The sequence below is a fragment of the Streptomyces lycii genome (genome assembly GCF_009735685.1).
Taxonomy (GTDB): domain Bacteria; phylum Actinomycetota; class Actinomycetes; order Streptomycetales; family Streptomycetaceae; genus Streptomyces; species Streptomyces lycii.
Window position 1 is genome coordinate 18019 of sequence record NZ_WHPN01000354.1, and the last position, 25853, is coordinate 43871.

21 protein-coding genes, 1 tRNA gene and 2 pseudogenes are annotated in these 25853 nt (G+C 73.8%); 15 read left to right on the forward strand and 9 right to left on the reverse strand.

Annotated features, from left to right (window positions below; genetic code table 11):
• Positions 1-70 precede the first annotated feature (70 nt).
• Entirely contained in the window at positions 71-829 is a 759-nt protein-coding gene (locus tag GCU69_RS23505; RefSeq protein WP_098755132.1) for a phosphoglyceromutase, read from the forward strand.
• 1003 nt (positions 830-1832) lie between these two features.
• On the opposite strand, the gene GCU69_RS32785 is transcribed toward GCU69_RS23505, so the two are convergent.
• Complete coding sequence (locus GCU69_RS32785; protein ID WP_170315917.1) at positions 1833-1985, reverse strand: hypothetical protein; 153 nt, start codon at positions 1983-1985, stop codon at positions 1833-1835.
• A 294-nt stretch (positions 1986-2279) separates the two neighbouring features.
• Complete coding sequence (phoU, locus tag GCU69_RS23510) at positions 2280-2957, reverse strand: phosphate signaling complex protein PhoU (RefSeq protein WP_098755133.1); 678 nt, start codon at positions 2955-2957, stop codon at positions 2280-2282.
• Positions 2958-3162: 205 nt separating this feature from the next.
• Here phoU and GCU69_RS23515 point away from each other — a divergent pair, with 205 nt between their 5' ends.
• The gene (locus GCU69_RS23515; protein WP_098755134.1) at positions 3163-4449 is read left to right on the forward strand and encodes a sensor histidine kinase; all 1287 of its coding nucleotides are present in this window, start codon (positions 3163-3165) and stop codon (positions 4447-4449) included.
• A gap of 64 nt (positions 4450-4513) precedes the next feature.
• On the forward strand, positions 4514-5194 hold the full coding sequence (locus GCU69_RS23520) for a response regulator transcription factor (protein WP_098755135.1): 681 nt from the start codon (positions 4514-4516) through the stop codon (positions 5192-5194).
• Between the two features lie 146 nt (positions 5195-5340).
• Here the strand turns inward: GCU69_RS23520 and GCU69_RS23525 are convergent, their stop codons facing one another.
• A complete protein-coding gene (locus tag GCU69_RS23525; protein ID WP_098755136.1) occupies positions 5341-6045 on the reverse strand; it encodes a copper chaperone PCu(A)C in 705 nt (234 codons plus the stop codon).
• An 818-nt stretch (positions 6046-6863) separates the two neighbouring features.
• On the opposite strand from GCU69_RS23525, the gene GCU69_RS23535 reads away from it, so the two are divergent.
• The 11 genes and pseudogenes from GCU69_RS23535 to GCU69_RS23585 all read left to right on the forward strand — a co-directional run bounded on the left by GCU69_RS23535 (position 6864) and on the right by GCU69_RS23585 (position 21179).
• Positions 6864-7346, forward strand: coding sequence for a CarD family transcriptional regulator (locus GCU69_RS23535; protein WP_003953493.1), 483 nt, complete (start codon positions 6864-6866; stop codon positions 7344-7346).
• A 326-nt stretch (positions 7347-7672) separates the two neighbouring features.
• The gene (ispD, locus tag GCU69_RS23540) at positions 7673-8449 is read left to right on the forward strand and encodes a 2-C-methyl-D-erythritol 4-phosphate cytidylyltransferase (RefSeq protein WP_098755138.1); all 777 of its coding nucleotides are present in this window, start codon (positions 7673-7675) and stop codon (positions 8447-8449) included.
• A complete protein-coding gene (ispF, locus tag GCU69_RS23545; protein ID WP_098755139.1) occupies positions 8439-8966 on the forward strand; it encodes a 2-C-methyl-D-erythritol 2,4-cyclodiphosphate synthase in 528 nt (175 codons plus the stop codon). Before ispD ends, ispF begins: the two co-directional genes overlap by 11 nt.
• A gap of 230 nt (positions 8967-9196) precedes the next feature.
• A pseudogene (locus GCU69_RS23550) lies at positions 9197-9784 on the forward strand (GNAT family N-acetyltransferase); the annotation flags it as partial.
• Between the two features lie 189 nt (positions 9785-9973).
• The gene (locus GCU69_RS23555; protein WP_098755141.1) at positions 9974-11497 is read left to right on the forward strand and encodes an ABC transporter substrate-binding protein; all 1524 of its coding nucleotides are present in this window, start codon (positions 9974-9976) and stop codon (positions 11495-11497) included.
• Between the two features lie 612 nt (positions 11498-12109).
• Positions 12110-14053, forward strand: a complete 1944-nt coding sequence (locus GCU69_RS23560; protein WP_156207118.1) for an ABC transporter permease subunit — start codon at positions 12110-12112, stop codon at positions 14051-14053.
• 614 nt (positions 14054-14667) lie between these two features.
• Positions 14668-16107 (forward strand): annotated as a pseudogene (locus GCU69_RS34010) (MFS transporter); the annotation flags it as partial.
• A gap of 87 nt (positions 16108-16194) precedes the next feature.
• Complete coding sequence (locus tag GCU69_RS23570; RefSeq protein ID WP_156207119.1) at positions 16195-16599, forward strand: PPOX class F420-dependent oxidoreductase; 405 nt, start codon at positions 16195-16197, stop codon at positions 16597-16599.
• 220 nt (positions 16600-16819) lie between these two features.
• Positions 16820-18217 carry a cysteine--tRNA ligase gene (cysS, locus tag GCU69_RS23575; RefSeq protein WP_098753112.1) on the forward strand — a complete coding sequence of 466 codons (1398 nt, stop codon included), beginning with the start codon at positions 16820-16822 and terminating at the stop codon, positions 18215-18217.
• A 134-nt stretch (positions 18218-18351) separates the two neighbouring features.
• Positions 18352-19299, forward strand: a complete 948-nt coding sequence (gene rlmB / locus GCU69_RS23580) for a 23S rRNA (guanosine(2251)-2'-O)-methyltransferase RlmB (RefSeq protein ID WP_156207103.1) — start codon at positions 18352-18354, stop codon at positions 19297-19299.
• 143 nt (positions 19300-19442) lie between these two features.
• Positions 19443-21179 (forward strand): DoxX family protein, encoded by a 1737-nt coding sequence (locus tag GCU69_RS23585; RefSeq protein ID WP_156207104.1) that lies wholly within the window; start codon positions 19443-19445, stop codon positions 21177-21179.
• A 502-nt stretch (positions 21180-21681) separates the two neighbouring features.
• Here GCU69_RS23585 and GCU69_RS23590 read toward each other — a convergent pair.
• The 4 genes from GCU69_RS23590 to GCU69_RS23605 form a co-directional block, all read right to left on the reverse strand.
• Complete coding sequence (locus GCU69_RS23590; protein WP_176604634.1) at positions 21682-22422, reverse strand: nucleotidyltransferase family protein; 741 nt, start codon at positions 22420-22422, stop codon at positions 21682-21684.
• A 78-nt stretch (positions 22423-22500) separates the two neighbouring features.
• The gene (locus tag GCU69_RS23595; RefSeq protein WP_098753116.1) at positions 22501-22917 is read right to left on the reverse strand and encodes a hypothetical protein; all 417 of its coding nucleotides are present in this window, start codon (positions 22915-22917) and stop codon (positions 22501-22503) included.
• A 111-nt stretch (positions 22918-23028) separates the two neighbouring features.
• Entirely contained in the window at positions 23029-23202 is a 174-nt protein-coding gene (locus GCU69_RS33075; protein ID WP_176604635.1) for a hypothetical protein, read from the reverse strand.
• A gap of 85 nt (positions 23203-23287) precedes the next feature.
• Positions 23288-24424: an ABC transporter ATP-binding protein gene (locus GCU69_RS23605; protein WP_098753117.1), complete on the reverse strand. Its 1137-nt coding sequence runs from the start codon at positions 24422-24424 to the stop codon at positions 23288-23290.
• A 198-nt stretch (positions 24425-24622) separates the two neighbouring features.
• Here GCU69_RS23605 and GCU69_RS23610 point away from each other — a divergent pair.
• Positions 24623-24695: transfer RNA gene (locus GCU69_RS23610), tRNA-Thr, on the forward strand.
• Positions 24696-24798: 103 nt separating this feature from the next.
• Here the strand turns inward: GCU69_RS23610 and GCU69_RS23615 are convergent.
• Together GCU69_RS23615 and GCU69_RS23620 are read right to left on the reverse strand one after the other, a co-directional pair.
• On the reverse strand, positions 24799-24963 hold the full coding sequence (locus GCU69_RS23615) for a hypothetical protein (protein ID WP_156207107.1): 165 nt from the start codon (positions 24961-24963) through the stop codon (positions 24799-24801).
• Between the two features lie 41 nt (positions 24964-25004).
• A complete protein-coding gene (locus GCU69_RS23620; protein ID WP_156207108.1) occupies positions 25005-25514 on the reverse strand; it encodes a glycine-rich domain-containing protein in 510 nt (169 codons plus the stop codon).
• Positions 25515-25853: the final 339 nt, after the last annotated feature.

A 25853-nucleotide genomic window follows, 5' to 3' on the forward strand; every position in this document is an offset into this window, starting at 1 on the left:
GCGCCCGGGGGCCGATCCACGGTGCGGACACGTCGCGCGGCGGCCCGCGGCGTTCGATTAGGCTCGGGGCATGGCCGACGCACCGTACAAGCTGATCCTCCTCCGCCACGGCGAGAGCGAGTGGAACGCGAAGAACCTCTTCACCGGTTGGGTGGACGTCAACCTCACCGAGAAGGGCGAGAAGGAGGCGCAGCGCGGCGGCGAGCTGATGACTGCCGCCGGCCTGCTCCCCGACATCGTGCACACCTCCGTGCAGAAGCGCGCGATCCGCACCGCGCAGATCGCCCTGGAGGCCGCCGACCGCCTCTGGATCCCGGTCACCCGCTCCTGGCGGCTGAACGAGCGGCACTACGGCGCGCTCCAGGGCAAGGACAAGGCGCAGATCCGCGAGGAGTTCGGCGAGGAGCAGTTCATGCTCTGGCGCCGCTCCTACGACACCCCGCCGCCGGTCCTCGAGGACGGCGCCGAGTGGTCGCAGAGCGACGACCCGCGCTACTCGATGATCCCGAGCGAGCTGCGCCCGCGCACCGAGTGCCTCAAGGACGTCGTCATCCGCATGCTGCCGTACTGGTACGACAGCATCGTGCCGGACCTGCTCACCGGCCGTACGGTGCTGATCGCCGCGCACGGCAACAGTCTGCGCGCGCTGGTCAAGCACCTCGACAAGGTCTCGGACGCCGACATCGCGGGCCTCAACATCCCGACCGGCATCCCGCTGTCCTACGAGCTCGACGCCGACTTCCGCCCGCGCAACCCGGGCGGCACCTACCTCGACCCGGAGGCCGCCAAGGCCGCCATCGAGGCGGTCAAGAGCCAGGGCAAGAAGTAGTAAGGCCCCACGAAGAAGCCCCCTACCAGCAGTTCCGCTGCCGATAGGGGGCTCTCTCGCACCCGTGGGCCGTCGCTGGGCCCCCGGCTACGCCGGTCGCGCGGCCGGAGCGGTCGTCTTGGGAGGAGAGGACCGGGCTGGGGCGGTCGGCTCCATGACTTCGGGCAGCCACCATGGGGCGAGACTCTGAGACCGGGGCCCACATCGGGCTTTGGCGGGCAGGCTGGGAGCTGCCCGAGTCGCGGCAGGCTTACGGGCCCCGGATCCCTCGCCCCATGGCGGTTCCAGCCCAATGTCACTCCACCGACCTGTATCGGCCGGCGCGCGCCGGCCTTCACGCATCGGAAGTCGAACGCGAGCATTGGGCTCCGTTCTCCGGCGGGAGACGGACCGGCCTCTGGAGGAGACGTGAACCGCGAGTTCACCAAGATCGGTGTCGGTTTTCTGGGACTCTCGGCCTGGGCGGGCCTTCACGACACGACATCGGTGGCTTCGGTGGTGATCGGCTCCCTCTGCCTCGCAACACTCGTCACCATATTCGCTTGCTACTTCACTCTCCGCATTCGGCGAGAGGTCCGGGCTGTCAAGGAAGACAACAGAGAAGCACGGGCCCGTCGAGCAGCAGGTAGGCGCGAGTGACGGATGGGTCCTGACCAAGTCTGCCGGCGGCGCGGGAGCGCGCACAGGCCCCGGCCGGTACGTCCGGCCGGGGCCTGCTGCGCACGTGCGCCGGTGAAAAAGGCCGGGTCAGGGGCGGCGGCCCGGGCTGGGCCGGGGCCGGAACGTCGGCGGGGTGGACGCGTACGGTGCGACGGGCGCCGCCGGAGCGGGGAGGCGGGCGGCGCGGCACCGGATGCGGGCGGCGCGGCACGGGACGCGGGCGGCGGCCCGGACGAGCGGTGCGCGCCCGTGCCGCCCCGTAACCCCCGGGAGGCCGTGCCGCGCGGGCGGCGTGCCCGACCAGTTCGCGTCCGTCACAGAGCCGGCGGGCCGTCGCCGTGCGTCAGCCGCAGGCTCCGCCGCAGCTGCACGAGCCGCCGCTCTGGCAGCCGCAGCCGCAGCCGGAGCCACAGCCGCAGGCTCCCAGGGCGGGCACGGGGGTCTCGGTGATCTGCGGGTCACGGACGGTCGGGGACGGGTTCGGAGAGTCGGCCATGAATCCTCCTCGGCGGCGCTGGCGCCGGCCCGGCAGCGTGCCTGCCGGGCGGCCTGGCTCACGACCACTGGACCCCGGCAGGCTCGGGAGCGTCAACGGCGCGTTGGCGCATGCGCCCCGTCCACGCCCGGCGCAGGCTCCCACGCCTGCCCTTTGCCCCCGGTCGCCCCGGTCGTCCCGGCTGTCCACCGCCGGGACGCCTGCCCGGCCCCCCCAACGCACCTGCCGGGGCGCCCGTTCAGGCGCCCCGGCAGGACCGGACGGGCCGGACAGCGTTGGCCCGGGCCCCGTCGCTCAGGCCCCCTCGACCGAGGTCTCCGGCCCGATCTCGTCCGCGTGCTCCCCGGTGACCAGGTAGACGACCCGCTTGGCGACCGACACGGCGTGGTCCGCGAACCGCTCGTAGTAGCGGCCGAGCAGCGTGACGTCCACGGCCGTCTCGATGCCGTGCTTCCAGCGGTCGTCCATCAGGTGCTGGAAGAGGCTGCGGTGGTAGAGGTCCATCGCGTCGTCGTCCTGCTCCAGCTGGAGCGCGAGGTCCACGTCCTTGGTGATGATCACTTCGGCGGCCTTGGCCATCAGCCGCTGCGCCAGCTGACCCATCTCCAGAATCGTGGAGTGCAGGTCGCGCGGCACGGCGGTCTCCGGGAAGCGGAGCCGCGCCAGCTTCGCGACGTGCTGCGCCAGGTCGCCGGAGCGCTCCAGGTCGGCGCTCATCCGCAGACTGGTGACGACGATGCGCAGATCGGTGGCGACCGGCTGCTGGCGGGCCAGCAGGGCGATCGCGCGGGCCTCCAGCTCGTGCTGGAGTTCGTCGACCTTCTCGTCCGAGGCGATCACGCTCTCGGCGAGCTTGAGATCGGCGTCGAGGATCGCCGTCGTGGCCCGGCCGATCGCGGAGCCGACAAGCCGGGCCATCTCGACCAGGCTGTCGCCGATCGAATCCAGCTCCTCGTGGTATGCGTCCCGCATCGCTTTCCTTCCATCGAATCCTGGCCATTCGGCCGGGGGGCCAAGGCTGCCGTCCCCCACGGTGCCACGCTCCGGGGCGTACGAGTCGAGTTCCGGCATCCGGAGTGAACCGGCGCGGTCGCCAGGGTGAACTCTCGGCAACGAGTGTTCGAGACGGCACTCGGATGGCTGTGGGCGTGTCTCGTCACCCGCTTAATCTGGACTCATGGACGTGAACGCGGCAGTCGCCGCAACGGCAGCGATCGCCGGCGTGTGCACCGGTGTCATCGCGATGCTCGCGTTCCGCTGGAGCGAGCGGGAGCAGGCCCGGCCGAGCCGCAGCTCCCTGCACACCGACGCCGTGCTGCCGCCCGGCGTGGACACCGTGCTCTCCGTCCTGCGCTCCTCCGCCGTCGTCCTCGACGAGGCCGACAGCGTGGTCAAGGCCAGCTCCGCGGCGTACGCCCTCGGGCTCGTCCGGGGCGGCAAGCTCGCCGTCGACCCCATGCTCCAGATGGCCCGGGAGACCCGCCGCGACGGCGAGATACGACAGGTGGAGCTGGACCTGGCCCGCCGCGGCAGCGCCCGCGGCGGCGACGCGCTGGCCGTCTCCGCCCGGGTCGCCCCGCTGGGCTCCCGGCTGGTGCTGCTGCTCGTCGAGGACCTCACCGAGGCGCGCCGCACGGAAGCGGTCCGGCGGGATTTCGTGGCGAACGTGAGCCATGAGCTGAAGACGCCCGTCGGCGCCCTGTCACTGCTCTCCGAAGCCGTGATGGACGCCTCCGACGACCCGGAGGCGGTCACCCGTTTCGCCGGCCGCATGCAGGCCGAGGCGACCCGGCTGACCAGCCTCGTCCAGGAGCTGATCGACCTCTCCCGGGTGCAGAACGACGACCCGCTGGAGGACGCCGAGCCCGTACGGGTCGACGAACTGGTCGCCGAGGCGATAGACCGCTGCGGGCACCAGGCCGGTACGAAGCAGATCACCATGGCGGCCGGCGGCACCGCCGGACTGTACATCTGGGGCAACCGCGGCCAGCTCGCCGCGGCCCTCGGCAACCTCGTCGAGAACGCCGTCAACTACAGCCCGGCCCGCACCCGGGTCGGGATCGCCGGCCGCCGCGTGGCGGGCTCCGGCGGCGACATGATCGAGATAGCCGTCACCGACCAGGGCATCGGCATCTCCGAGAAGGACCGGGAGCGGATCTTCGAACGCTTCTACCGCGTCGACCCGGCGCGCTCCCGCGCCACCGGCGGGACCGGCCTCGGTCTCGCCATCGTCAAGCATGTGGCCGCCTCGCACGGCGGGGAGGTCACCGTGTGGAGCGCCGAGGGTCAGGGCTCCACCTTCACCCTGCGGCTCCCGGAAGCGGGCAGCCGCGGCGACCGGGGCGTCGCGGACGGCGACGACGACCCGCCCCTTGCCGAACCGGACGACCTCGACGAAGAGGACCGCCCGTACCACCCCGCGACCCGGAGCCCGCTCTCGGCGGCCCGGGAGGCCAGGCCGTGACCCGGTCAGAGATCTGTCCGAGCCGCACCACCCCGTGTTCACGTTCCAGACCGGAGGTCCACCCGTGACCCGTGTGCTCGTCGTCGAGGATGAGGATTCGTTCAGCGACGCCCTGTCGTACATGCTCCGCAAGGAGGGGTTCGAGGTCGCCATCGCGACCACCGGCCCCGACGGGCTGGACGAGTTCGAGCGCAACGGCGCCGACCTCGTCCTGCTCGACCTGATGCTGCCGGGTCTGCCCGGCACGGAGGTCTGCCGCCAGCTCCGCGGCCGCTCCAACGTCCCGGTCATCATGGTGACCGCCAAGGACAGCGAGATCGACAAGGTCGTCGGTCTGGAGATAGGAGCCGACGACTACGTCACCAAGCCGTTCTCCTCGCGGGAGCTGGTCGCCCGCATCCGCGCCGTGCTGCGCCGCCGCGGCGAGCCGGAGGAGGTCGTACCGGCGGCGCTGGAGGCCGGTCCGGTACGGATGGACGTCGACCGGCACGTGGTGACGGTCGCCGGCGGCAAGGTGGACCTTCCGCTCAAGGAGTTCGACCTGCTGGAGATGCTGCTGCGCAACGCCGGCCGGGTCCTCACCCGGATGCAGCTCATCGACCGCGTCTGGGGCGCGGACTACGTGGGGGACACCAAGACCCTCGACGTGCACGTCAAGCGGCTGCGCGCCAAGATCGAGCCGGACCCGGGCGCACCGCGCTATCTGGTCACGGTCCGCGGCCTGGGCTACAAGTTCGAGCCGTAAAGAGCCGTAAAGAGCCGTAAGGGAGCGCAAAAGACCGTAAAGAGCGCCGCGGGAGCGGCGGGCGGCGCCGGCGGCGGGAAACGGGCGGAGGCCCCGGGGCAGGGACCCCGGGGCCTCCGCCCGTGTGCGTACGGCTCGCGTGCGGCTCAGTGGCCGGCGTGGTCCTCGGCGGCCTCGTCCGTGCCGGCGCCCGCCCCGGCGCCGTTCGCGGCGTCCTCCTGGGCGCTCCCGTCCCCGCCCGGCTCGCTCTGCCCGGTCTCGCCCGCGGCCGGGCTCTCGCCGTCCGCCGGGGCGGTCGGCGAACCGGACTCCGTCTCCGACGGCGTGCCGGAGGCGGGCTCGCTCGGTTCCGAGCTGGGCCCGAAGCTCTTGTACGGGCCCTCGGAGGGCACCACGAGGGCCTCGATCCGTACGTCGCCGGTCTCGCTCAGCTTGAAGACGAGCGGCTGCACGGCACCGGGCTCGACGTCCTGCCGGAGCTGGACGGACGCGTTGCCCTCGCCGCCGAGGAGCACCGAGCCGCCCGCGGGCACGGTGATCGGCCCGGAGCCCTTGGCGGGGGAGAGTTCCGCCTCGCCGCCGGATCCGGGGACGGCCACGGACTCGATGGTCTGGTCCCGGTCGCCGTTGTTGAAGACCTTGGCCGAGACGACGGAGGAGCCCTCGCCGCCCTCCGGCTGGGTGATCACGTTCGCGTTCTGGATCCTGATGTCCTCGACGGTGACCGCGGCGTTGTCGGGCCGGACCTGGTTCGTGGCGGCATCGTTCCCCGCCCCGCAGGCGGAGAGCGGGACGATCGAGATCGCGGTGACGGCGGCGGCGAGGGCGCCGCGTCGAAGGCTGCTGCTCACGGCGGCGGCATCTCCTAGGACGAGCTACGGCGGCCGAACGATTCGCCCGGTCGCGGGTGGACTGCGGAGGCGGCCGCGGGGCCGCCCAGGGGTGTCAGCGCCGCAAGGTTACCCAGCCGCCGCCCGGCAGCCGCACCCGACCCGCCTCCCGGCGCTCTCGGGGAGCCTCGCGGGCGTACGGGAGGCCGTGTCCGGGTGGGCGCGCCGCGCCGGTGGCGACGCGCGCTTTGCGGCCCGGGACGTGCCCGGGACGTGCCCGGGGCGCAGCGGGGCCGTTTCCGGGGTGCGCGCCCGCGCCGCGCCGGGGAGGGCGCGCGCTCCGTGGCACGGGGCGCGCCGGAGCCCGTGCACGGGGCCGTACTCGGCGGCTCGCCCGGGCGGTCCCGCCGCCGTACCGAAAAGGTGCCCGCCGGCATCGGTGGAGTTTTCGGCGCGGGAATGCGTGCGGGTCGTGAATTCGATCAGTTCCGGGCTTCGGCGCGCCCGCCGGCTCCTTCCGGTGATCTCCGGTGATCAATTCCGGAAATCTGTCCGGGACAACCCGGCAGGGCCGAACGGAGCAGCGGAAGTCCACCACTGTGATTCCGACAAAAGGGACATTAGGTCACTCGACAGGGTGGAGAAACTGCCGTGACGGGCGTGTTTCCAGGTGCCCGAAGAGCCGCTCCCACCTGCGAATACCCGCATTCCGGCGGCTCTCGAAGCACGTTCCGGGCGCTGTTGTCAAGCCCCGAGATATGCTCTGACCTGCGGAAACGCCATTCAGAACCGCCCGTTCTCGTGTTACCCTGGATAGCCACGGAAGGGGTACCTGTCACATGACGTTCAAGGTTGGCGACACCGTGGTCTATCCCCATCACGGGGCCGCGCTGATCGAGGCCATCGAAACTCGCCAGATCAAAGGCGTGGACAAGACCTACTTGGTACTGAAGGTCGCCCAGGGCGATCTGACGGTTCGCGTGCCGGCGGACAATGCGGAGTTCGTCGGTGTGCGCGATGTGGTCGGCCAGGACGGGCTGGACCGGGTCTTCGAGGTGCTGCGTGCACCCTATGCCGAAGAGCCGACCAACTGGTCCCGACGCTACAAGGCAAATCTCGAGAAGCTCGCATCCGGTGATGTGATCAAGGTGGCGGAGGTCGTGCGCGACCTGTGGCGCCGGGAGCGCGAGCGCGGACTGTCCGCCGGAGAGAAGCGCATGCTCGCCAAGGCCCGCCAGATCCTGGTGAGTGAGCTGGCTCTCGCGGAGAACACCAACGAGGACAAGGCCGAGGCTCTGCTCGACGAGGTTCTCGCGTCCTGATCCGCCGGTCAGCAGCCGGTTGAAGCAGAAGATGCAATGCCGCGGTGCCCGAGTGACGCACAATTGTCGCCGGGCGCTGCGGCATGTCTGGAGCCAACAGCGTCCCGCAAAGCCCTGCCGGTACATTCCCGACGTACGCGGCGATCACCGGTGGCGGTCTGCCGCCCCCGGCGGTTGGCGTGCCGGGCCCGGGCAGCACTCTTCCGGCTGACGCTGGAAGACACCCCCGGACCGGTTGTCACGGAAGGGACCGGTCGGGGCGTCGCGCCCGGCACGCTGTGGCCATACCCATGTCGGCCGAGGAAGCAAACCTGAACGCTCTATCGATGTCCTCTTCAACTTCCCCCTCTCCCGCGCCGGACTCGTCGGCGACAACCACCCGCACCGCGGCCGTGATTCCCGCGGCCGGCCGCGGGATCCGCCTGGGCCCCGGCGCCCCGAAGGCGCTGCGCGCCCTGGGCGGCACCCCCATGCTGGTCCACGCCGTGCGCGCGATGGCCCGCTCCCGCGCCGTGTCGCTGGTCGTCGTGGTGGCGCCGCCCGACGGGGCTCCCCAGGTCCGCACCCTGCTGGACGACCACGCGCTGCCCGACGGCACCGAGGTGCTGGTCGTGCCCGGGGGCGACACCCGGCAGGACTCCGTACGCCTCGGCCTGGCCGCGCTGCCCGGTGACGTCGCCTCCGTCCTGGTGCACGACGCGGCCCGCCCGCTGGTCCCGATAGACACCGTGGACGCCGTCGCCGCCGCGGTCCGCGGCGGCGCGCCCGCCGTGGTACCGGCCCTCCCGGTCACGGACACCGTCAAGGAGGTCGACCCGCGCACCGGCGGCGCACCCGAACCCGTGGTGGGCACCCCCGTACGGGCCCGGCTGCGTGCCGTGCAGACCCCGCAGGGCTTCGACCGGGCGACGCTCGCCGAGGCGCACCGGAAGTTCGCCGCCGAGGGTGACGGCGCGACGGACGACGCGGGCATGGTGGAGCGCCTGGGCCTGCCCGTGGTCGTCGTGCCCGGGCACGAGGAGGCCTTCAAGGTCACCCGTCCCCTCGACCTCGTCCTCGCCGAGGCCGTACTCGCCCGCAGGAGGGCCACCGATGGCTTCTGAGCACCCCCCGGCGGCCGCCGGGAATCCCGGCGGGGGCCTCCGGCTGCCGCTGGTCGGCATCGGCACCGACGTGCACGCGTTCGAGGAGGGGCGCGAGCTGTGGTGCGCCGGGCTGCTCTGGGAGGACGCCGGATTCGGCCTCGCCGGGCACTCCGACGGCGATGTCGCCGCGCACGCAGCCTGCGACGCGCTCTTCTCCGCTGCGGGCGCCGGTGACCTGGGCGCCCACTTCGGCACCGGACGGCCCGAGTGGTCCGGAGCGTCCGGTGTGACGCTGCTGGCAGAGGCGGCCCGGATCGTCCGTGCCGCCGGTTTCGACATCGGGAACGTCGCGATCCAGGTGATCGGCGTCCGGCCGAAGATCGGCAAGCGGCGCGAGGAGGGCCGGAAGGTGCTGTCGGCCGCGATCGGCGCGCCGGTGTCCCTCTCCGGCACCACCACCGACGGCCTCGGTCTCACCGGCCGGGCGGAGGGCCTCGCCGCGGTGGCCACGGCGCTGGTGGTGCCCCGGGCGTAACGCGTAGCGCCGGGGGCGGGCCCAGCCCGAAGGTGGCGCCGGGCGTGAGGCCGGGCGTGGCCTGGAGGTGGCGCCGGGCGTGAGGCCGGGCGCGGCGCCGGGCCGTGGTGCGGGGTGGTCACGGATGCCGGGGCCGGTGCGGTTCCGCGCCCACCCCGGCCTCTTGTTGCACATGGATTGCACGTACGCTGGCACCGCGAAAGTCTGGGACGCGTACGTGGAGGCGATCGATGTCCGTCACCGTCGAGGAGGCCGCCGCGCCCCGCGCGGTGGCGCCGGGCCATGTCCTGCGCCCCGCCGGTCCGCGGGACGTCGGCGGGGCCCGCGCCGTCATGCTGGACACCGTTTACCGCGACCTCCGGTCGGGCTATGTGCCGCGCTGGCACGCCGACATCATCGACATCGAGGGCAGCTATCTCCGGCCGCCCCGGCACACCCTGCTCGTGGTCGAGCGGGACGGCGAGATCGTGGCCACCGGCGCGGTGCGCGACCGCGGCCCGCAGCACCCGCCGAACCCGCGCGAGGTCGCCGACCGCTTCCCGTCCGGCACGACCGCGCAGCTCTGCCGGATCTACGTACGGCCCGAGCACCGGCGGCACGGGCTCGCGCGGGCGCTGGTGCGGGAGTTGACCCGTTTCGCGGCCCGGGCCGGTGGTTACCGCTCGCTCTATCTGCACACGGATCCGGCCGTTCCGGGCGCGGAGCCGTTCTGGCGGTCGCTCGCGGTGGAGGTCTGCGACGAGCGGCGGCTGCCGGGCGGCGGCCAGGGGATCGTGCACTTCGAGCTGCCGTTCCCCGGCCGGTCCGGCATCGGCGGGGACGGGGCCGCGGGCCCGGCCGGAGCGCCCCTCACCGGCCCGGACGCCGCGCGGGCCGCCGCCCGTGACGCCACGGGAGCAGTCGGTCCGGATGCCGGTCCGGATACCGGCCGGGATGCGGGGCCCGCTGCCGGGGCCGGCCGGACGGTGGGACTCAAGTGACAATCGTTTTCATATAGGCTCGCCGTCATGTCCTCGATACGTCCCCGCAGGCGCGCCGCAGCGGCCGCCGCCTGCGCACTGCTCCTGCCCGTGCTCTCCGGCTGCTTCAGCGGCCCGACCGGCGGGGCCGCCGACGGCGGTTCCGGCGACCGGCGGCTGCGGGTCGCCATGGCCTTCCCGCCCGCCCAGGCCATGTCGCCGTACGGGGACGACGCCGTGCTCCTCAGCAGGCTCGCCGTCGTGGAGAGCCTGACCGCGCTGGACGAGAACGGCACCGCCGAACCCGCGCTCGCCACCTCCTGGAAGCGGAACGGCGACTCGGGCTGGACGTTCGAGCTGCGCGACGCGGACTTCCAGGACGGCGAACCCGTCACCGCGGAGGCCGTCGCCCGCTCCCTCACGGCCGCTGCCGAGGCACCCACGGCGCCGCGCGTCCTCAGCGACACCGACATCGAGGCGACCGCCCGGGACGAGAACACCGTCGAGATCACCACGGACGGCTTCGACCCGCTGTTGCCGCAGCGGCTCGCCAGCCCGTCCCTGGCGATCCTGTCGGAGGCCGCGTACGGGAAGAAGGGCAAGGCCGATCCGGCGGGCCACGCCACCGGGCCGTACACCCTGCGCGAACTCGACGGCACGGCGACCGCGACCCTGGAGCGCCACGACGGCTACTGGGGGAAGAAGGCCCAGGCACCGGGTGTCGACGTGCGGTTCGTCGCGGACGGCACCGCGCGCGCCAACGCGCTGCGCGCGGGCGAGACCGACGTCGCCGAGGCCGTTCCCGTCGCACAGGCCGCCGTGCTCGACGAGAAGCTCGTCCACGAGGTGCCCACCGCGCGCACCAACAGCCTCTATCTGAACACCGCGAAGGGCGTGTTCGCCGACGCGGGCATGCGCGCCGCCGCCCGCACCGCCGTCGACGGCCAGGCCCTGGTCGACGGCGTGTACGAGGGCAGGGCGGACCCCGCGCGGGGGCTGCTCGGTCCCGCCCTGCCCTGGGCGGCGGAGCGGCGCGTCGAACCGGAGGGCCGTGCCGCGCCCGCGAAGCGGGCCGAGGTGCGCAGGGCGGACGAGATCGTCCTCGCCACCTACACCAACCGGGCCGAACTCGCCGAGGTCGCCGGCACCCTGCAACAGCAGCTGGAACGCGCCGGGTTCACGGTGCGGCAGGTCGTGCGCGACTACGCGCAGATGGAGGCCGACGCGCTCGACGGCGCGTACGACGCCTTCATCCTGCCGCGCAACACCCTGCTCGACACCGGGGACCCGGTCTCGTACCTCGGCAGCGACTTCACCTGCGACGGCAGCTTCAACATCTCGCAGCTGTGCGACAAGGCCGTCGACCGGGCCGTCGCGGAGGCGGCGGGCATCGCCGGCACCGAGCGCAGGCAGCAGGCCGAGATGCGAGCCGAGGCGGAGATCCTGGGCCGGGACGCGGTGGTGCCGCTGCTGCACGAACGGTTCGTCCAGGGGGTGGCGGAGGACGTCGAGGGGGTCTCCCTCGACCCGATGGAACGCACCCTGATCACGGCCGAGACCCGAGTGGGCTGACCGGTGCCCGCACCACACACCGAACCGGGGCGGAGGGGACCGGTCCCGGGAACGGCGGTGCCGGTTCCGGGACCGGCCGGAACGCCGGACCGGGGGACTGCCGGGGCGGCTTCGGGAGCGGCCGGGCCGGCCTGTGGAGCCGCGGTGCCGGACCCGGTGCCGGCCGGCGCGGCTCCCGAGTCCGCCGCTGCGGGCTCCGGGCCGGTCGTGGACGCCGGGTCCCGGGCGGATTCCGGCGCGGAAGCCCCGCACCCGGCCGGCGGGCCCCGGGGCGGGACGGAGGAACCCGCCGGGGCCGGTCCTCCCAGGGGTGGGAGCCGGACGAAGCAGCGGCCTACGGAGCAGCCGAGCGAGAAGCAGCCGAGTGCTGAGCAGCCGAGTGCGGAGCAGCGGCCCACGAAGCACCCGTGTACGAAGCACCCGTGTACGAAGCACCCGTGTACGAAGCACCCGTGTACGAAGCAGCCGAGTGCGAAGGGGCCGCGTGCGAAGGGGCCGCGTACCGAGGGGCGGCCTCCCGGGGAACCGCCTGCCGAGGGGAGGCGCGTCGAGGGCTCGCGTGCCGAAGGGCCGCGTACCGAAGGGCCGCGTACCGAAGGGCGCGTGGCCGCCGTGTTCGGGCCGGCCGCCGCCGCGTTCGCCGCGGCCGCCGGTTTCCTCGCGCTCGTCGGGCTGCTGCCCTGGCTGACCCGCACGGACCCGGCGCTCACCATCCTGCGCGCCCGGTACGCCGACCGGCCGCCCACCCCGGACGTGCTGGCCGCCATCCGCGCCGATACCGGTCTCGACGGCGGGCCCGGTCCGGTCCTCGGCGGCTGGCTGAGCGGCCTGGCCCGGGGCGACCTCGGCACCTCCTGGGTGTCCGGGGAACCCGTACTGCCCACCGTCTCGGCCGCCCTCGGCGTCTCGCTGACCCTGATGGCGGGCGCCCTGCTCGTCGCCCTCGCCCTGGCCGCCGCGCTGGCCGCCCGCACCCTGCGGCTCGGTGCCCGGCGCGAGCTGCGACGGGCCCGTGCGGGCGCGGCGGCCGCGGTGCTCGCCGCGCTGCCGGAATTCGTGTTCGCGGCCGTGCTCGCCACGGTCTTCGCCGTGCAGCTGGGCTGGTTCCCGCCGCTGGGCTGGACCGGCCCGGTCTCCGTGGTGCTGCCCGCGCTCGCCATGGGCCTCCCCGCGGGCGCGCTGCTGGGGCGGCTCCTCGACGACGCGCTGCCCGCGGCCCTCGCCGAGCCGTGGGCGCGTACCGCGGCGGCGTACAACATCCCGCCCCGGCGCGTCGCCCGGCACGCGCTCCGCCGCTGTCTGCCCGCGCTCCTTCCGCAACTCGGGCTGGTCGCCGTCGGCCTCACCGGCGGGGCGGTCGCGGTCGAGAAGCTGTTCGCGGTCCCCGGGCTCGGCGGCACCGCGCTGACCGCCGCCCTCGCGCTGGACCTCCCCGTCCTCCAGGCCTGCGTGCTGGCACTGGTGCTGCTGGGGCTCGCCGCGGCGGGTGCCGTACGGGCCGGCCGCCGGGCCCTGCTCGGCGCGGCGCTCACCGATCGCGCACTGCCCGCGCTGCGCCGCCCCCGGCTGCCCGCCGGACCGGGGCTGCGGATCACCGCGTACGCGCTCGGCGCCCTTCTCGCGGCCGGTGTGATCGCCGGGTTGCTGCGGGACCCGCTGTACGTCGACACCGCCGCCCGGCTCGCGGACCCCTCCTGGGCCCATCCGCTGGGCACGGACGCCCTCGGCCGGGACGTTCTGGCGCGGCTGGGGCACGGCGCCGGGCGCACCGTGCTGACGGCGGTCGTCCTGGCCGTGGTCACGCTGGCCGCGGGGTTGCTCGCGGGGCTGCTGCCGCGGCTGACGGGCGGGCTCACGGCGGTCGCCAACGCCGTTCCGCCCGTTGTCGCCGGGCTCCTCGTCGCCTCGGTCGCGGGACCGGGCGCGGCGGGCGCGGCCCTCGCCGTCGCGGCCACCGGCTGGGCGCCGCTCGCGGCGCACACCGCGGCGCTGTACGAACAGGAACGCGCCGCCACCCATCTCGCCGGAGCCACCGCCCTCGGCGCGGGGACCCGGCACCGGCTGCGCCGCCATCTGCTGCCCGGCGTGCTGCCCCCGGTGATCCGGCACGCGGCCGTGCGCGTCCCGGCCCTGGCGCTGGCCCTCGCCTCGCTCGGCTTCCTCGGCCTGGGCGCACCGCCGCCCGCCGCTGACTGGGGACGGATGCTCGCCGAGAACATGCCGTACGCGGAACGCGCCCCCTGGGCCGTGCTCGCGCCCTCGGCGGCGCTGGTCCTGCTGGGGGTGCTCGCGGTCGTGCTGACGGCGCTCGCCGACGGCGCTTCCGCCGTCGGCGGGGAAGCCGCCGACGGTGCCCCGGCCGGGCCCCGGCGCGGCGGACCGCTGAACCGCGGCGGTCTGCTCGGGCGCGGCGGTCATCCGCTGAGGAGCCGCGGTCTGCTCGGGCGTGGCGGTCTGCTCGGGCGCGGCGGTCTGCTCGGCCGCGGCGCTGCGTCCCTGCGTGGTGGTCCGCTCCGGAGCCCCGGGCCGGCTCGGGCGGAGGGGGCGGGCCGGTGACAGGGGACCGGGTGGCGGAAGCGGGAGGGCCCATGGGCGGCGGCAGCCCGGACGGAGAGCGGCGACCGGCGAACGAGCCCCGCCCGGACACCGGCTCCCGCCCCGGGGACACACGGCACGGCGAGTGCGGACGGGAGGAAGGCCGGTCGGAGGGAACGCGAGACGGCGGCGAGTGCGGGCGCCGGGATGGACGGTCCGGGGACTCTCCGCGTGGGGGCGTCCGGCCCGGCGGCGTCCGGCCCGGGGACGCGCCGCCGGGCGACTCGTCATCCGGGAGCGCGCGGTCCGGGGACGCGCCGCCGGGCGACTCGTCATCCGGGAGCGCGCCGTCCGGGAGCGCGCCGTCCGGGAGCGCGCCGTCCGGGAACGCGCCGTCCGGGAACGCGCCGTCCGGGGACTCTCCGCCCGGCGACTCGTCATCCGAGAATTCGCCGCCAGGCGACTCGCTGTCCGGCGAATCCTCATCCGAGAAATCGCCACCCGGCGACGCGCCGTCCGGGAATCCGCCGTCCGGGAATCCGCCGTCCGGGCAGGTCCGGCCCCGGAGCGCCCGGCACCGGCCCCCACCCCGGCCGCGGCCCCCGCGCCCGAGCCGGTGGCGGTCGCTCGGCGACATCCGCGAACTGCCGCCGTTGCTGCGGCTGCTGGTGGGCACCCAACTCGCGTTCAACATCGGGTTCTACGCCGTCCTGCCGTACCTCGCCCAGCACCTCGGCGGCACGCTGGCCCTGTCCGGCTGGCTCGTCGGACTGGTGCTCGGCCTGCGGACGTTCAGCCAGCAGGGGCTGTTCGTCGTCGGCGGCATGCTGAGCGACCGGTACGGCACGCGCCCCGTGGTCCTCACCGGCTGCGTGCTCCGGGTCGCCGGTTTCGGCTGGCTCGGGTTCGCCGGGAGCGTGACGACGGTGGTCGGGTCCGTGCTGCTCATCGGGTTCGCCGCCGCGCTGTTCTCGCCCGCCGTGGAGGCCGAGACCGCCCGCCGCGCCGTACGGCACGAGGCGGCGACCGGCACGCCGCGGGCCCAGGTGCTGGCGGTGTTCTCGGCGGCGGGGCAGGCCGGGGCGTTCCTCGGCCCGCTGCTCGGTTCGCTGCTGCTGCTCGTGGATTTCCGTACGGCCTGCCTCGCGGGCGCGGGGGTCTTCGTCCTGGTGTTCGCCGGGCACTGGCGACTGCTGCCGTACGACCGCCCCGTCCCGCGCCCCGCCGTCCCGCGCCCCGCCCCGCCGGGGCCCCGTGGCACGGCCCCCGGGACACCCGCCGCGGAACCCGGCACACCCCGTACGGAACCCGGCACACCCACAGCGGGACCCCGCGCATCCCGCGTCGCGGAACCCGGCACACCCGCCGCAGAACCCGGCGCACCCCGTACGGAACCCGGCACACCGTGCGGGGAATCCCACGCACCCCGCAGGGAATCCCCCGCACCCCGCAGAAAGTCCCGCGCGGAGCCCCGTGCCCTCCACGGCGCGCGCGCCGTTCTCCGGAACCGGCCCTTCCTGCTGCTCTGCTGCCTCTACAGCTGCTATCTCCTCGGCTACAACCAGCTCTATCTGGCCCTCCCCGCCGAGGTCACCCGCGCCACCGGCTCGCAGGCGGCGCTCGGCTGGCTGTTCGCGCTGTCGTCCCTGCTCGTCGTGCTCCTGCAACTGCCGCTGACCCGGTGGTCGACCCGCCGGCTGAGCCCGCGTGCCTGTCTGGCCGGCGGGCTGCTGCTGTTGGCCGCCGGGTTCGCCGCGGTCGCCGCCGCCGCTCCGCTGCGGCTCACCGGGCTTCCCGGACTGGTACCGGCCGCGCTGTTCGTCCTCCTGCTGGCGCTCGGCCAGATGCTGCTGGTGCCGGCGGCCAGGGCGCTCGTACCGGATCTCGCGGAGGACCGGCACCTGGGGCTTCACACCGGCGCGCTGTCCTCGGTGTCCGGCCTGGCCGTCCTGGTCGGCAGCTCCGTCTCGGGCTCGCTGCTGGACCGCGGCGGCGCCCTGCTGTGGTCGGTCCTGGCCGCGGTGCCGCTGCTGGGGGCCGCGGCGGTACCGCTGCTGCGCACGCCCTCGCCCGGCGGTGGGAATGCGACGGCCGCACGGGACGCTGAGAGCCTTCGACGAGCACCCGCACCACCCAGCGCACATCCGACCGGAAGGACGCACGTGTCAGCCGCACTCTCCGACCAGCTCAAGCAGGTCATCGACGGCCCCGTCTTCGCCACCGTGGCCACCATCCAGCCCGACGGCAGCCCGCAGCTCTCCGTGGTGTGGGTCAAGCGCGACGGCGACGACGTGCTGATGTCCACCACCCTCGGCCGGCAGAAGGCGAAGAACCTGGGCCGCGACCCGCGTGTCACCGTGTGCGTCAACCCGGCCGACGACCCGTACGTCTACGCGGAGATCCGCGGCGAGGCGACGATGACCACCGAGGGCGGCCAGGAACTGATCGACGAGCTGGCGCACAAGTACACCGGCCGGACGTACGCCGAGTTCAACCCGCAGGGCGTGACGGACGAGGAGCGGGTCGTCGTCCGGATCACCCCGCGCAAGATCACCGGCAGGCTCTGACCGGAGGGGAACGGCGGCACGGGCCCGCCGGGACCACCCCGCGCCGGCCCGTACCGCCGCCGCCCTCCGCGCCGCACCCGCCGGAATCCGAGCGGCAACCTGCGCCGGAACCCGAGCGGCAACCTGCGCCGGAGCACGGGCGGGACCCGCGCCGGAACCGTTCCGGCGCGGAACGGCGGCCCTGGCCCGGCGGCGCGGGAAAACTCAGTACCCTTGTCGGGTGACTATTCGGCTGTACGACACCAGCGCCCGGCAGATCCGTGACTTCACCCCGATCACGCCGGGGCGCGTCTCGATCTACCTCTGTGGCGCCACCGTGCAGGCCGCACCCCATATCGGGCACATCCGCTCCGGGCTGAACTTCGACATCATGCGCCGCTGGTTCGAGTACCGCGGCTACGACGTGACGTTCATCCGCAATGTCACCGACATCGACGACAAGATCATCGCGAAGGAGGCGGAGACCGGCGAGCCGTGGTGGTCCATCGGCTACCGCAACGAGTGCGCGTTCAACACCGCATACGACGCCCTCGGCTGCCTCCGCCCGACCTACGAGCCGCGCGCCACCGGCCATGTCCCCGAGATGATCGAGATGATGCGCGAGCTGATCGACCGGGGCCACGCCTACGCCGCCGACGGCAACGTCTACTTCGACGTCCGCAGCTTCGAGGGCTATCTCGCGCTCTCCAACCAGGAGCTGGACAACCTCCTCCAGCCCGCCGGCGAGGGCGAGACCGGCAAGCGCGACCCGCGCGACTTCGCCATGTGGAAGGCCGTGAAGCCCGGTGAGCCCAGCTGGGAGACGCCGTGGGGCCGCGGCCGCCCCGGCTGGCACCTGGAGTGCTCCGCCATGGCCCACAAGTACCTGGGCTCCGCGTTCGACATCCACGGCGGCGGCGTCGACCTGGTCTTCCCGCACCACGAGAACGAGATCGCCCAGGCCAAGGCCTTCGGCGACGCCTTCGCCGCGTACTGGGCGCACAACGCCTGGGTCACCATGAGCGGCGAGAAGATGAGCAAGTCGCTCGGCAATTCCGTGCTCGTCTCCGAGATGGTCAAGCGCTGGCGCCCCGTCGTGCTGCGCTACTACCTCGGCACCCCGCACTACCGCTCCACCATCGAGTACGCCGAGGACGCGCTGCGCGAGGCCGAGTCCGCGTACGGACGCATCGAGGGCTTCGCGCAGCGAGCCGTCGAGCTGGCCGGCCCGGTCGAGCCCGCCGCCGAGGTGCCGCCCGCGTTCGCCGCGGCCATGGACGACGACCTGGGCGTGCCGCAGGCGCTCGCCGTGGTGCACACCGCGGTACGGCAGGGGAACGCCGCGCTGACCGCCGACGACAAGGACGCGGTGGCCGCCCGGCTCGCCGAGATCCGTGCGATGCTCGGGGTGCTGGGCCTCGACCCGCTGGACGCGCGGTGGACGGCCGGCGGCGACGCGGGCGACGAGCTGCACGGTGTGGTGGACTCCCTGGTCGGACTGGTGCTGGAGCAGCGGCAGGCCGCCCGGGCCCGCAAGGACTACGCGACCGCGGACGCCATCCGGGACCGGCTCCAGCAGTCCGGGCTGGCGATCGAGGACACCCCGGCCGGTCCGCGCTGGAGCCTCGGCGGGCACTGAGGCGGACAGGCCCCGGCGGCCCGGCCCTCCGCCGCCGGGCGCGCGGCACTCCGTACGCCCGGCACACTTGTCATACGTACGTACGAACCGAGCAGGCAGTCGCCAGGACGGCCGAGGAAAGAATCAGGTGACCCATGGCCGGCAACAGCCAGCGCAGGAACCGCCGTACCGCCAACAAGAAGGGCATGCAGGTCGGCAGCGGCGGCCAGCGGCGCCGCGGCCTGGAGGGCAAGGGCCCGACCCCGCCCGCCTCGGCTCGCAAGGGCCACGTCAAGAACCGCATCGCCAACGCCAAGGCCCGGCAGCAGAACCGGCCCGCGCCGCGCCGCGGCGGCCCCAAGGGTCCCAGTGAGCTGGTCGTCGGCCGGAACTCGGTGGTCGAGGCGCTGCGCGGGCGAGTGCCCGCCAAGACCCTGTACGTGCAGCAGTACATCGACACCGACGAGCGGGTCCGCGAGACGATCCAGCTCGCCACCGACAGCGGCATGAACCTCATGGAGGCGCCGCGCCCCGAACTCGACCGGATGACGAACGGCCTCAACCACCAGGGCGTCGTCCTCCAGGTCCCGCCGTACGACTACGCGCACCCGGACGACCTGATCGCCGCCGCGCAGGACGCCGGTGAGGACCCGCTGATCGTCGTCCTCGACGGTGTCACCGACCCGCGCAACCTCGGCGCGATCGTCCGCTCGGTCTCCGCCTTCGGCGGCCACGGCGTCGTCGTCCCGGAGCGCCGTGCCGCGGGCATGACCGCCGGAGCCTGGAAGACCTCGGCGGGCACCGCGGCCCGTACGCCGGTCGCGCGGGCCGCGAACATGACACGGGTGCTGGAGTCGTACCAGAAGGCCGGGCTCATGGTCGTCGGCCTGGCCGGGGACGGCGACACCGAACTCGGCGCCGTGGAAGCCCTGGACGGCCCGGTCGTCATCGTCATCGGCAGCGAGGGCAAGGGCCTGTCCCGGCTCGTCGGCGAGACCTGTGACATCGTGGCCCGGATCCCGATGCCCGGCGGCGCGGAGTCGCTCAACGCGGGTGTCGCCGCGGGCGTCGTGCTGTACGAGACGGCGCGCCGCCGGGGCTGACCGCCCACGCACGGCCGGCGGGCGGTGCCCGCCGGCCCGGCGCCGCCCCGACGTGCGGGAATCGCCGGCCGACCGGATCTTGACGGGCCTCGGACAGATCGGTGCTCCCGAAGCAGTGTCCTAACCGCTCGTCACTCGGTTAGATGAGCGTGGACACCAGAACACCCCGTCCGTCCGGGGGAAGCTCGCCGGGTTTCGACGACGGCCCCGCGTGGAGCACGGTGAAGGTGCCGTGCGACCCGGCCCAGGTCGTCGTGAACCACGCCAGCTTCCGGGTACAGCTCGCCGCGCCGGGAGGCGCCCGCCGTGCCGGGGTGCGGCCGCCGCGCTTCACCCGGGTCACCACCGCGGCCGTCCCGGCGTCCGCGTCCGCGTCGCCCGCACCGGCGGCCGCCGCCGCATCCGGCGGACGGCGCCGGGCCCCCGTGGTGTGGAGCGGCCACACGCAGCCCGGGGACCCCGCCGCGGGCAGCCTCCTCCAGGCCGTACGGGCCAACGGCGGCCATGTGCCGTACCCGCCCGACGAGGCCGCCGGGACGCAGCTGCTGCCGCGCTTCCCCGCCGACGAGACCCGGCCCACCGTCGTCGGCCAGCGGGGACCGGTGCCGGAGGGCGCGCTGCTCGGCGGCATCCGCCCGGCCCGTGGCGCGTACGACGACGATCCGGGCGAGCCGACGCAGCCCACCCCGATCGTCGGGCACGGCCGAGACGGGGACGAGGACACCGGGGAGTTCGACCCCTTCGGCCACCTCTTCGCCGCCGGGAACTCCGCCGGGAACTCCGCCGGGGCGGCCCGCGCGGAGGACGGCGAGCAGCGCGCCCGCCGCCAGGGCAACGACGCCGTGCGGCACGCGTACTACCCGGGCCGCCGGATGAACCTCGGGGTGGTGCTGCTGCCGCTCCGCGTCTTCCTCGGCTTCATCTCCGTCTACGCGGGAATGGGCAAGCTCTGCGACCCGGTCTACTTCGACGGCACGGCGCGCGGCTCGATGGTCACCTGGCTGCGCTCCCTGGAGCCCTGGGGCGCCGCCGCGCCGCTGCACGACTTCGCGCTGACGCACCCGGTCGGCTCGGGGCTGACGGTCGCGTTCCTGCAGATCGTGGTCGGCGTCCTCACCGTCTGCGGCCTGTGGCAGCGGCTCGCGGCGTCGATCGGGGCGCTGCTGTCGGCGGCACTGCTGATGACCGTCAGCTGGCGCTCGATGGCGGTCTACGACACCCCGGACATCATCTACCTGGCCGCCTGGAGCCCGCTGATCATCGCGGGCGCCCCGGTCTACTCGCTGGACGGCCGGCTCGCGAGCGAGGCCTGGCGGCGGCTCGGCCCGCGGGTCTCGATCGGTGACCTGCGGCGCCGGGTGCTGCGGCGGGGCCTGGTCATGGCCACGGTCGTCGTGGGCCTCGCCCTGATCACGGGCGCGGTGCTCGGCGGCGCCGTCCGGTCCTCCGGCACGACGGCCGTGCCCGGCGGCCCCTCCGACATGCCTCGCAACAACCTGCCCGGTTCCCCGCTGCCGACCCGCTCCGGGGCGGCAGCCGGGACGGACGGCGGCGGCAGGGCCTCGGCGGGCCCGGGCGACGGCAGCCGGTCCGCCGATCCGTCGTCGTCGGCCTCGGACAGCGAGGGCGCGGCGAGCCGGGGGCCGGAGGGCGCTGCGCAGCAGCCGACGCAGGGAGCGACCGCGGGCCAGGCCCCGCCGCAGCAGACGGCCCCGCCCGAGCCTCCGCCGAGCCGTACGGCCGGACCGACGTCGACCGGTGGATCCGGCGACTCGACCGGGGGCGGTTCCTCCTCGGGAGGCGGCGGATCGGGCGGGTCGGGCGGCTCGGACGGCGGTGGTTCGTCCTCGGGCGGCGCCCTGGGCGGCCTCCTCGGCTGAACCGGAGCGGCAACGGCCCGCCGCCCGCCTCTGCCCATGGACCGCGCCTGTGCTGCGCGGTGCATGGGCAGAGGCGTGTCCGCGGGAGGGTGTGCCGGTGCCGCGTACCGCGCAGGTGTTGCGTATCGAGCTGGTGCCGCGTATCCGCGCTGATGTTGCGTACCGCGCCGGTGCCGCGTATCGCGGCAGGTGTCACGTACTGCGCTGGTGCCGTGTACCGCGAAGGTGTCGTGTACCGAGCAGGTGTCGTGTATCGGGCAGCTGTCGCGTATCGATCATGTGGCGGGGCCGGTCCGGCGCGCGGAGCCGACGTCCGGGGCGCGGAGCCGACGTCCGGGGCCGGTCCGGTGGACGGAGCCCCGGTTCGGTGGGCGCGGGCCGGCCCGGCCGCGGGACGGCCCGGCGCGGGCCGGCCCCGTGCCAGGCGGCCCGGCACGGGGCCCGCGCTAGGTGTATTGACCTGAAGCGTTGTTCACGCGGTTGATCGGTGGGTGGCCGCGGGTCAGTCCCGGGCGGCGGCACCTGCGGCTTCCGCGGCGGCGAGTTCGGCGGCGGCCTCCGTGAGGTCCTTGGCGGTGTCGATGGCCCGCCAGTACGCCCCCTGCGGCAGCGGGAAGCCCGCCAGCCTGCGTTCGCGGGCGAGCCGGGGGAAGGTGGTGCGCTCGTGATCGCCGCGCTCCGGCAGCAGTTCGGTGAAGGCGGCGGAGAAGACGTACACGCCCGCGTTGATGAGGAAGGGTGACGGGGGCGCCTCGATGAAGTCCAGGACGTGCCCGAACTCGTCGGTCTCCACAGCTCCCCAGGGCACCCGGGGCCGGGCCAGGGCGAGGGTGGCCTCGGCGGCGCGCTCGTCGTGGAAGGCGGCCATGTCGCGGAGCGAGAAGCGGGTCCAGACGTCGCCGTTGGTGGCGTACCAGGGGAGTTCCGGGCGGGGGAGGGACGCCGCGGCGTAACGCAGTCCGCCGCCGCGGCCCAGCGGCTCCTCCTCGACGACGGTGGTGACCCGCAGCGGGAACCCGTCGGCGGAGTCGGCCAGCCAGTCCTGGAGGACCTCGGCCAGATGCCCGCAGGAGACGACGGCGTCGGTGACGCCTTCGGCGGCGAGCCAGGCGAGCTGGTGGCCGATGATCGGGACGCCCGTGCCGGGGATCTCGACCATCGGCTTGGGCCGGTCGTCCGTGTACGGACGGAGTCGCGAACCCTGGCCGCCGGCCAGGACGACGGCCTGGGTGGGGAATGTCATGGACCGCACCCTATGCGGAGCGCGGCCCGGGGACGTACGGGAACGGTGTCACCGTCAGTCGGTCCGATCTGATCGGCGTCAGTCGGTCTGCCCGGCCACCCCGGAGGCGAACGAGGTGTCGCAGACGGGGCGGGAGAATTTCTGCGCGCCCTGCGGACCGTACTTGGCGACGGCGGCGCGGCCGAGGGCGCGCGCGATGGTCGCGCAGTGCCGGGCGATGGAGGGGCGGCGGTCGCTCTCCTGCTGGAGGCGGGTGAGGGCGACACCCGGGTCCTTCTCCTGGAGCTCGGCGACGAGCTGATCGCGCAGGACCTCGTGGACGGCGCGCGGCACGGAGCGGGTGGAGGCCTGCTTGGAGGAGGCGGCAGCCAGCACCGAGCCGGAGTCGGAGTTCGACCACGAGACGCGGGTGACGGCGAGCGTCCCGGAGAGGACGAGCACGACGGGGAGAACGAGGGCGAGGGTACGGCCGATGCGGCGGGCTGCGGTGTTCACGCACGCGATGCTAGCGAGGCGTAGTGATTTGGCGACATTCGGTCACTCGGCCGTGTGACACGTTGCCAGAAGCTGTCGGTGGCGTGTTGACGTAAGTGCTCGAAAAGACCGTTATGGGCCGTTCTTGGTGGTGCCGGTGCCGGTGGCGGTGGCGGTGGCGGTGCGGGTGGCGGTGGCGGTGGCGGTGCGGGTGGCGGTGGCGGCAGTCGCGGTGGCGTTGGCAGTCGTGGTGGCGATCGCGGTCGCGGTGCCTCGGCGTAACGGCGGCTCGGCGGCTCGGTGCAACGGCGGCGGCGCCGCACCCCCGTGGTCCCGGGGATGCGGCGCCGCCGTACGGTGCGTGCGCGCTGTGGGCGCTGTGGGCGCTGCCTCAGTCGGCGAGACGCTCGCCGGTGGAGGTGGAGAAGACGTGGATCTCGTCCGGGCGCGGCACGACGTGCAGCGCGGAGCCCTTGTCCGGCACCTGGCGGCCGTTGACGCGGACGACGAGGTCCTTCGTCTGGCCGCCGACCTCGGCGGAGCCGTAGACGTAGCCGTCGGCGCCGAGCTCCTCGACGACGTTGACGGCGACCGCGAGACCGGCCGGGGCGTCTTCGCTCTCCTTGGTGAGCGACTTGGCGGCGTCGCCGTTCTGCTCGACCACGTCGAAGTGCTCCGGGCGGACACCGACGGTGACCGTGCTGTCGCCCTTGTCCGCGGCGGCGCTGAGGGCCTCGCGGGAGACCGGGACGACGCTGTTGCCGAACTTCACGCCGCCGTCGGTGATCGGGACCTCGACGAGGTTCATCGCGGGCGAGCCGATGAAGCCGGCGACGAAGAGGTTCGCCGGGCGGTCGTACATGTGGCGCGGGGAGTCGACCTGCTGGAGCAGACCGTCCTTGAGGACCGCGACCCGGTCACCCATGGTCATGGCCTCGACCTGGTCGTGCGTGACGTACACGGTGGTGATGCCGAGGCGGCGCTGCAGCCCGGCGATCTGCGTACGGGTCGAGACACGGAGCTTGGCGTCGAGGTTCGACAGCGGCTCGTCCATGAGGAAGACCTGCGGCTCACGCACGATGGCGCGGCCCATCGCGACACGCTGCCGCTGACCACCGGAGAGCGCCTTCGGCTTGCGGTCCAGGTAGTCGGTGAGGTCGAGGATCTTCGCGGCCTCTTCGACCTTCTTGCGGATCTCCGCCTTGTTGACGCCGGCGATCTTGAGCGCGAAGCCCATGTTGTCGGCGACCGTCATGTGCGGGTACAGCGCGTAGTTCTGGAACACCATGGCGATGTCCCGGTCCTTCGGCGGGAGGTGCGTGACGTCCCGGTCACCGATGCGGATCGTGCCGCTGTTGACGTCCTCGAGACCCGCGAGCATCCGCAGGGAGGTGGACTTGCCGCAACCGGAGGGGCCGACCAGGACGAGGAACTCGCCGTCCTCGATCTCGATGTTGAGCTTGTCGACCGCGGGCTTGGTGGAGCCGGGGTAGACGCGCGTCGCGCTGTCGAACGTGACCGTAGCCATGGCGATTGATCCCTTCACCGGCAGGAACGTGCCGGACGATCCGAGTAAAGGAGTGATGTGGTCCACACGACTGTGGGCCGTGCGGTGAACCTATACGGCCGACCTGCGCTTTGTCAGTAGCGAAAGGGTCTCGAATCGCGTGGCCGGTCGATCCGGCCGCTGTGTACAGTGGAGCAGCCTCCGCGCGCAGCGCGCGGCGCCGACTTAGCTCAGCTGGTAGAGCACCGCTCTTGTAAAGCGAAGGTCGTCGGTTCGAACCCGACAGTCGGCTCTCATCCTGACCAGCGGAAACGCCCCGGACGTGTGATCGTCCGGGGCGTGTGACGGCTACGGCTGACATCAACGGGGACGGCGCAGCTCTGTCCGCCTGCCGGTCAGGTGGTCGGCTTCCCGGCCGGGTCCGGGCCCGGGGCCGGGTAGAGGAACCCCCGGACCGTCACCCGGGGGGCCATGGTGCCGAGAGTCCGCCGGTCCGCTTCCGCCTGCGCCCGGCGCAGCGCCTCGGCCATGCGCCGGTACTTCGGGTCCGTCCACTCCATCGTCGCCTCCTTGCCGGGCAGAGTACGTGCCGCGGGAGCCGTCAGGCGGTGAGGTCCACGGACGGCAGGCACTGGGGCTGCGGTGACGGCTCGATGGGTCCGCAGTTCGGTGAGTGCTGGCACTCGGCAGCCACCGCTGCCGCCTGCGCGTCGGGTCGGCCCCACAGTTCGTGGTCGACGCGGTAGCCGCACCGTTCGATCAGGCCGGTGGTGCGGGTGATGACGTCCGGGTCGTACCGCTGCGGGTCGGGCCGTTCGGGGAAGTGGTGGACGAATCCGCCCAGTCGGCGGCACAGACCGCCGTACAGGGCGGTGTGCAGGATCAAAGCGTGCCATCCCTCGTCGACCACGCGGGACGGCGCGATGCGCGCGGTCGGGTGACATGCGGCGGTCGCGACGAAGGCGAGGGCCTGATCGACGACGCGTTCGGCCATGTCCCGCGTCATGCCCGGGTTGTTCTGCGTGACCGTGGCGACGACGCCGGTGTGTTCGCTGTGGCTGAGGAGATCGCGGGTGGAGAGAGGTTCCAGACGGGGCACGGGTGTGGCCATGATGTTCCTTCCGGTGAGTGATGTTGCCGGGACCCGCTCCGGCCGGCCGACCTTCCAGGGGAAACCGACCGGAGCGGGGGTTCACAGGTGGGCGGGTTGTCCCTCGGGCTCCGTGCGGGGCGGGCGGGCGTGCGTTGCCGGGTGGTTCGGGACGGCAGCTCCGGTGGCTTGGCAGTCCGGCGCACAGCCCCAGAGCTGGAAAGGCAGTCCCTGGTGGCTCACCTCGCCCAGTCTTCGGCCGCTCGCTCCCAGCGGGCGGGCGCAGAGAGCGCAGTCCATGGCCATCTGCTGGCGGGGCCGGAGACGTGCGAGGTCCGGGAGGGGCGGGTACGCCGGGTG

What these genes read in the sequence shown, in the direction of transcription:
- GCU69_RS23535 (WP_003953493.1), top strand. Translation starts at nt 6,864, where the DNA reads ATGACGTTCAAGGTTGGCGACACCGTGGTCTATCCCCATCACGGGGCC.
- GCU69_RS23605 (WP_098753117.1), bottom strand. Translation starts at nt 24,424, where the DNA reads ATGGCTACGGTCACGTTCGACAGCGCGACGCGCGTCTACCCCGGCTCC.
- GCU69_RS23615 (WP_156207107.1), bottom strand. Translation starts at nt 24,963, where the DNA reads ATGGAGTGGACGGACCCGAAGTACCGGCGCATGGCCGAGGCGCTGCGC.
- phoU (WP_098755133.1), bottom strand. Translation starts at nt 2,957, where the DNA reads ATGCGGGACGCATACCACGAGGAGCTGGATTCGATCGGCGACAGCCTG.
- ispF (WP_098755139.1), top strand. Translation starts at nt 8,439, where the DNA reads ATGGCTTCTGAGCACCCCCCGGCGGCCGCCGGGAATCCCGGCGGGGGC.
- GCU69_RS23590 (WP_176604634.1), bottom strand. Translation starts at nt 22,422, where the DNA reads ATGACATTCCCCACCCAGGCCGTCGTCCTGGCCGGCGGCCAGGGTTCG.
- GCU69_RS23505 (WP_098755132.1), top strand. Translation starts at nt 71, where the DNA reads ATGGCCGACGCACCGTACAAGCTGATCCTCCTCCGCCACGGCGAGAGC.
- rlmB (WP_156207103.1), top strand. Translation starts at nt 18,352, where the DNA reads ATGGCCGGCAACAGCCAGCGCAGGAACCGCCGTACCGCCAACAAGAAG.
- GCU69_RS32785 (WP_170315917.1), bottom strand. Translation starts at nt 1,985, where the DNA reads ATGGCCGACTCTCCGAACCCGTCCCCGACCGTCCGTGACCCGCAGATC.
- GCU69_RS23585 (WP_156207104.1), top strand. Translation starts at nt 19,443, where the DNA reads ATGAGCGTGGACACCAGAACACCCCGTCCGTCCGGGGGAAGCTCGCCG.
- GCU69_RS23620 (WP_156207108.1), bottom strand. Translation starts at nt 25,514, where the DNA reads ATGGCCACACCCGTGCCCCGTCTGGAACCTCTCTCCACCCGCGATCTC.
- GCU69_RS23555 (WP_098755141.1), top strand. Translation starts at nt 9,974, where the DNA reads ATGTCCTCGATACGTCCCCGCAGGCGCGCCGCAGCGGCCGCCGCCTGC.
- ispD (WP_098755138.1), top strand. Translation starts at nt 7,673, where the DNA reads ATGTCCTCTTCAACTTCCCCCTCTCCCGCGCCGGACTCGTCGGCGACA.
- GCU69_RS23515 (WP_098755134.1), top strand. Translation starts at nt 3,163, where the DNA reads ATGGACGTGAACGCGGCAGTCGCCGCAACGGCAGCGATCGCCGGCGTG.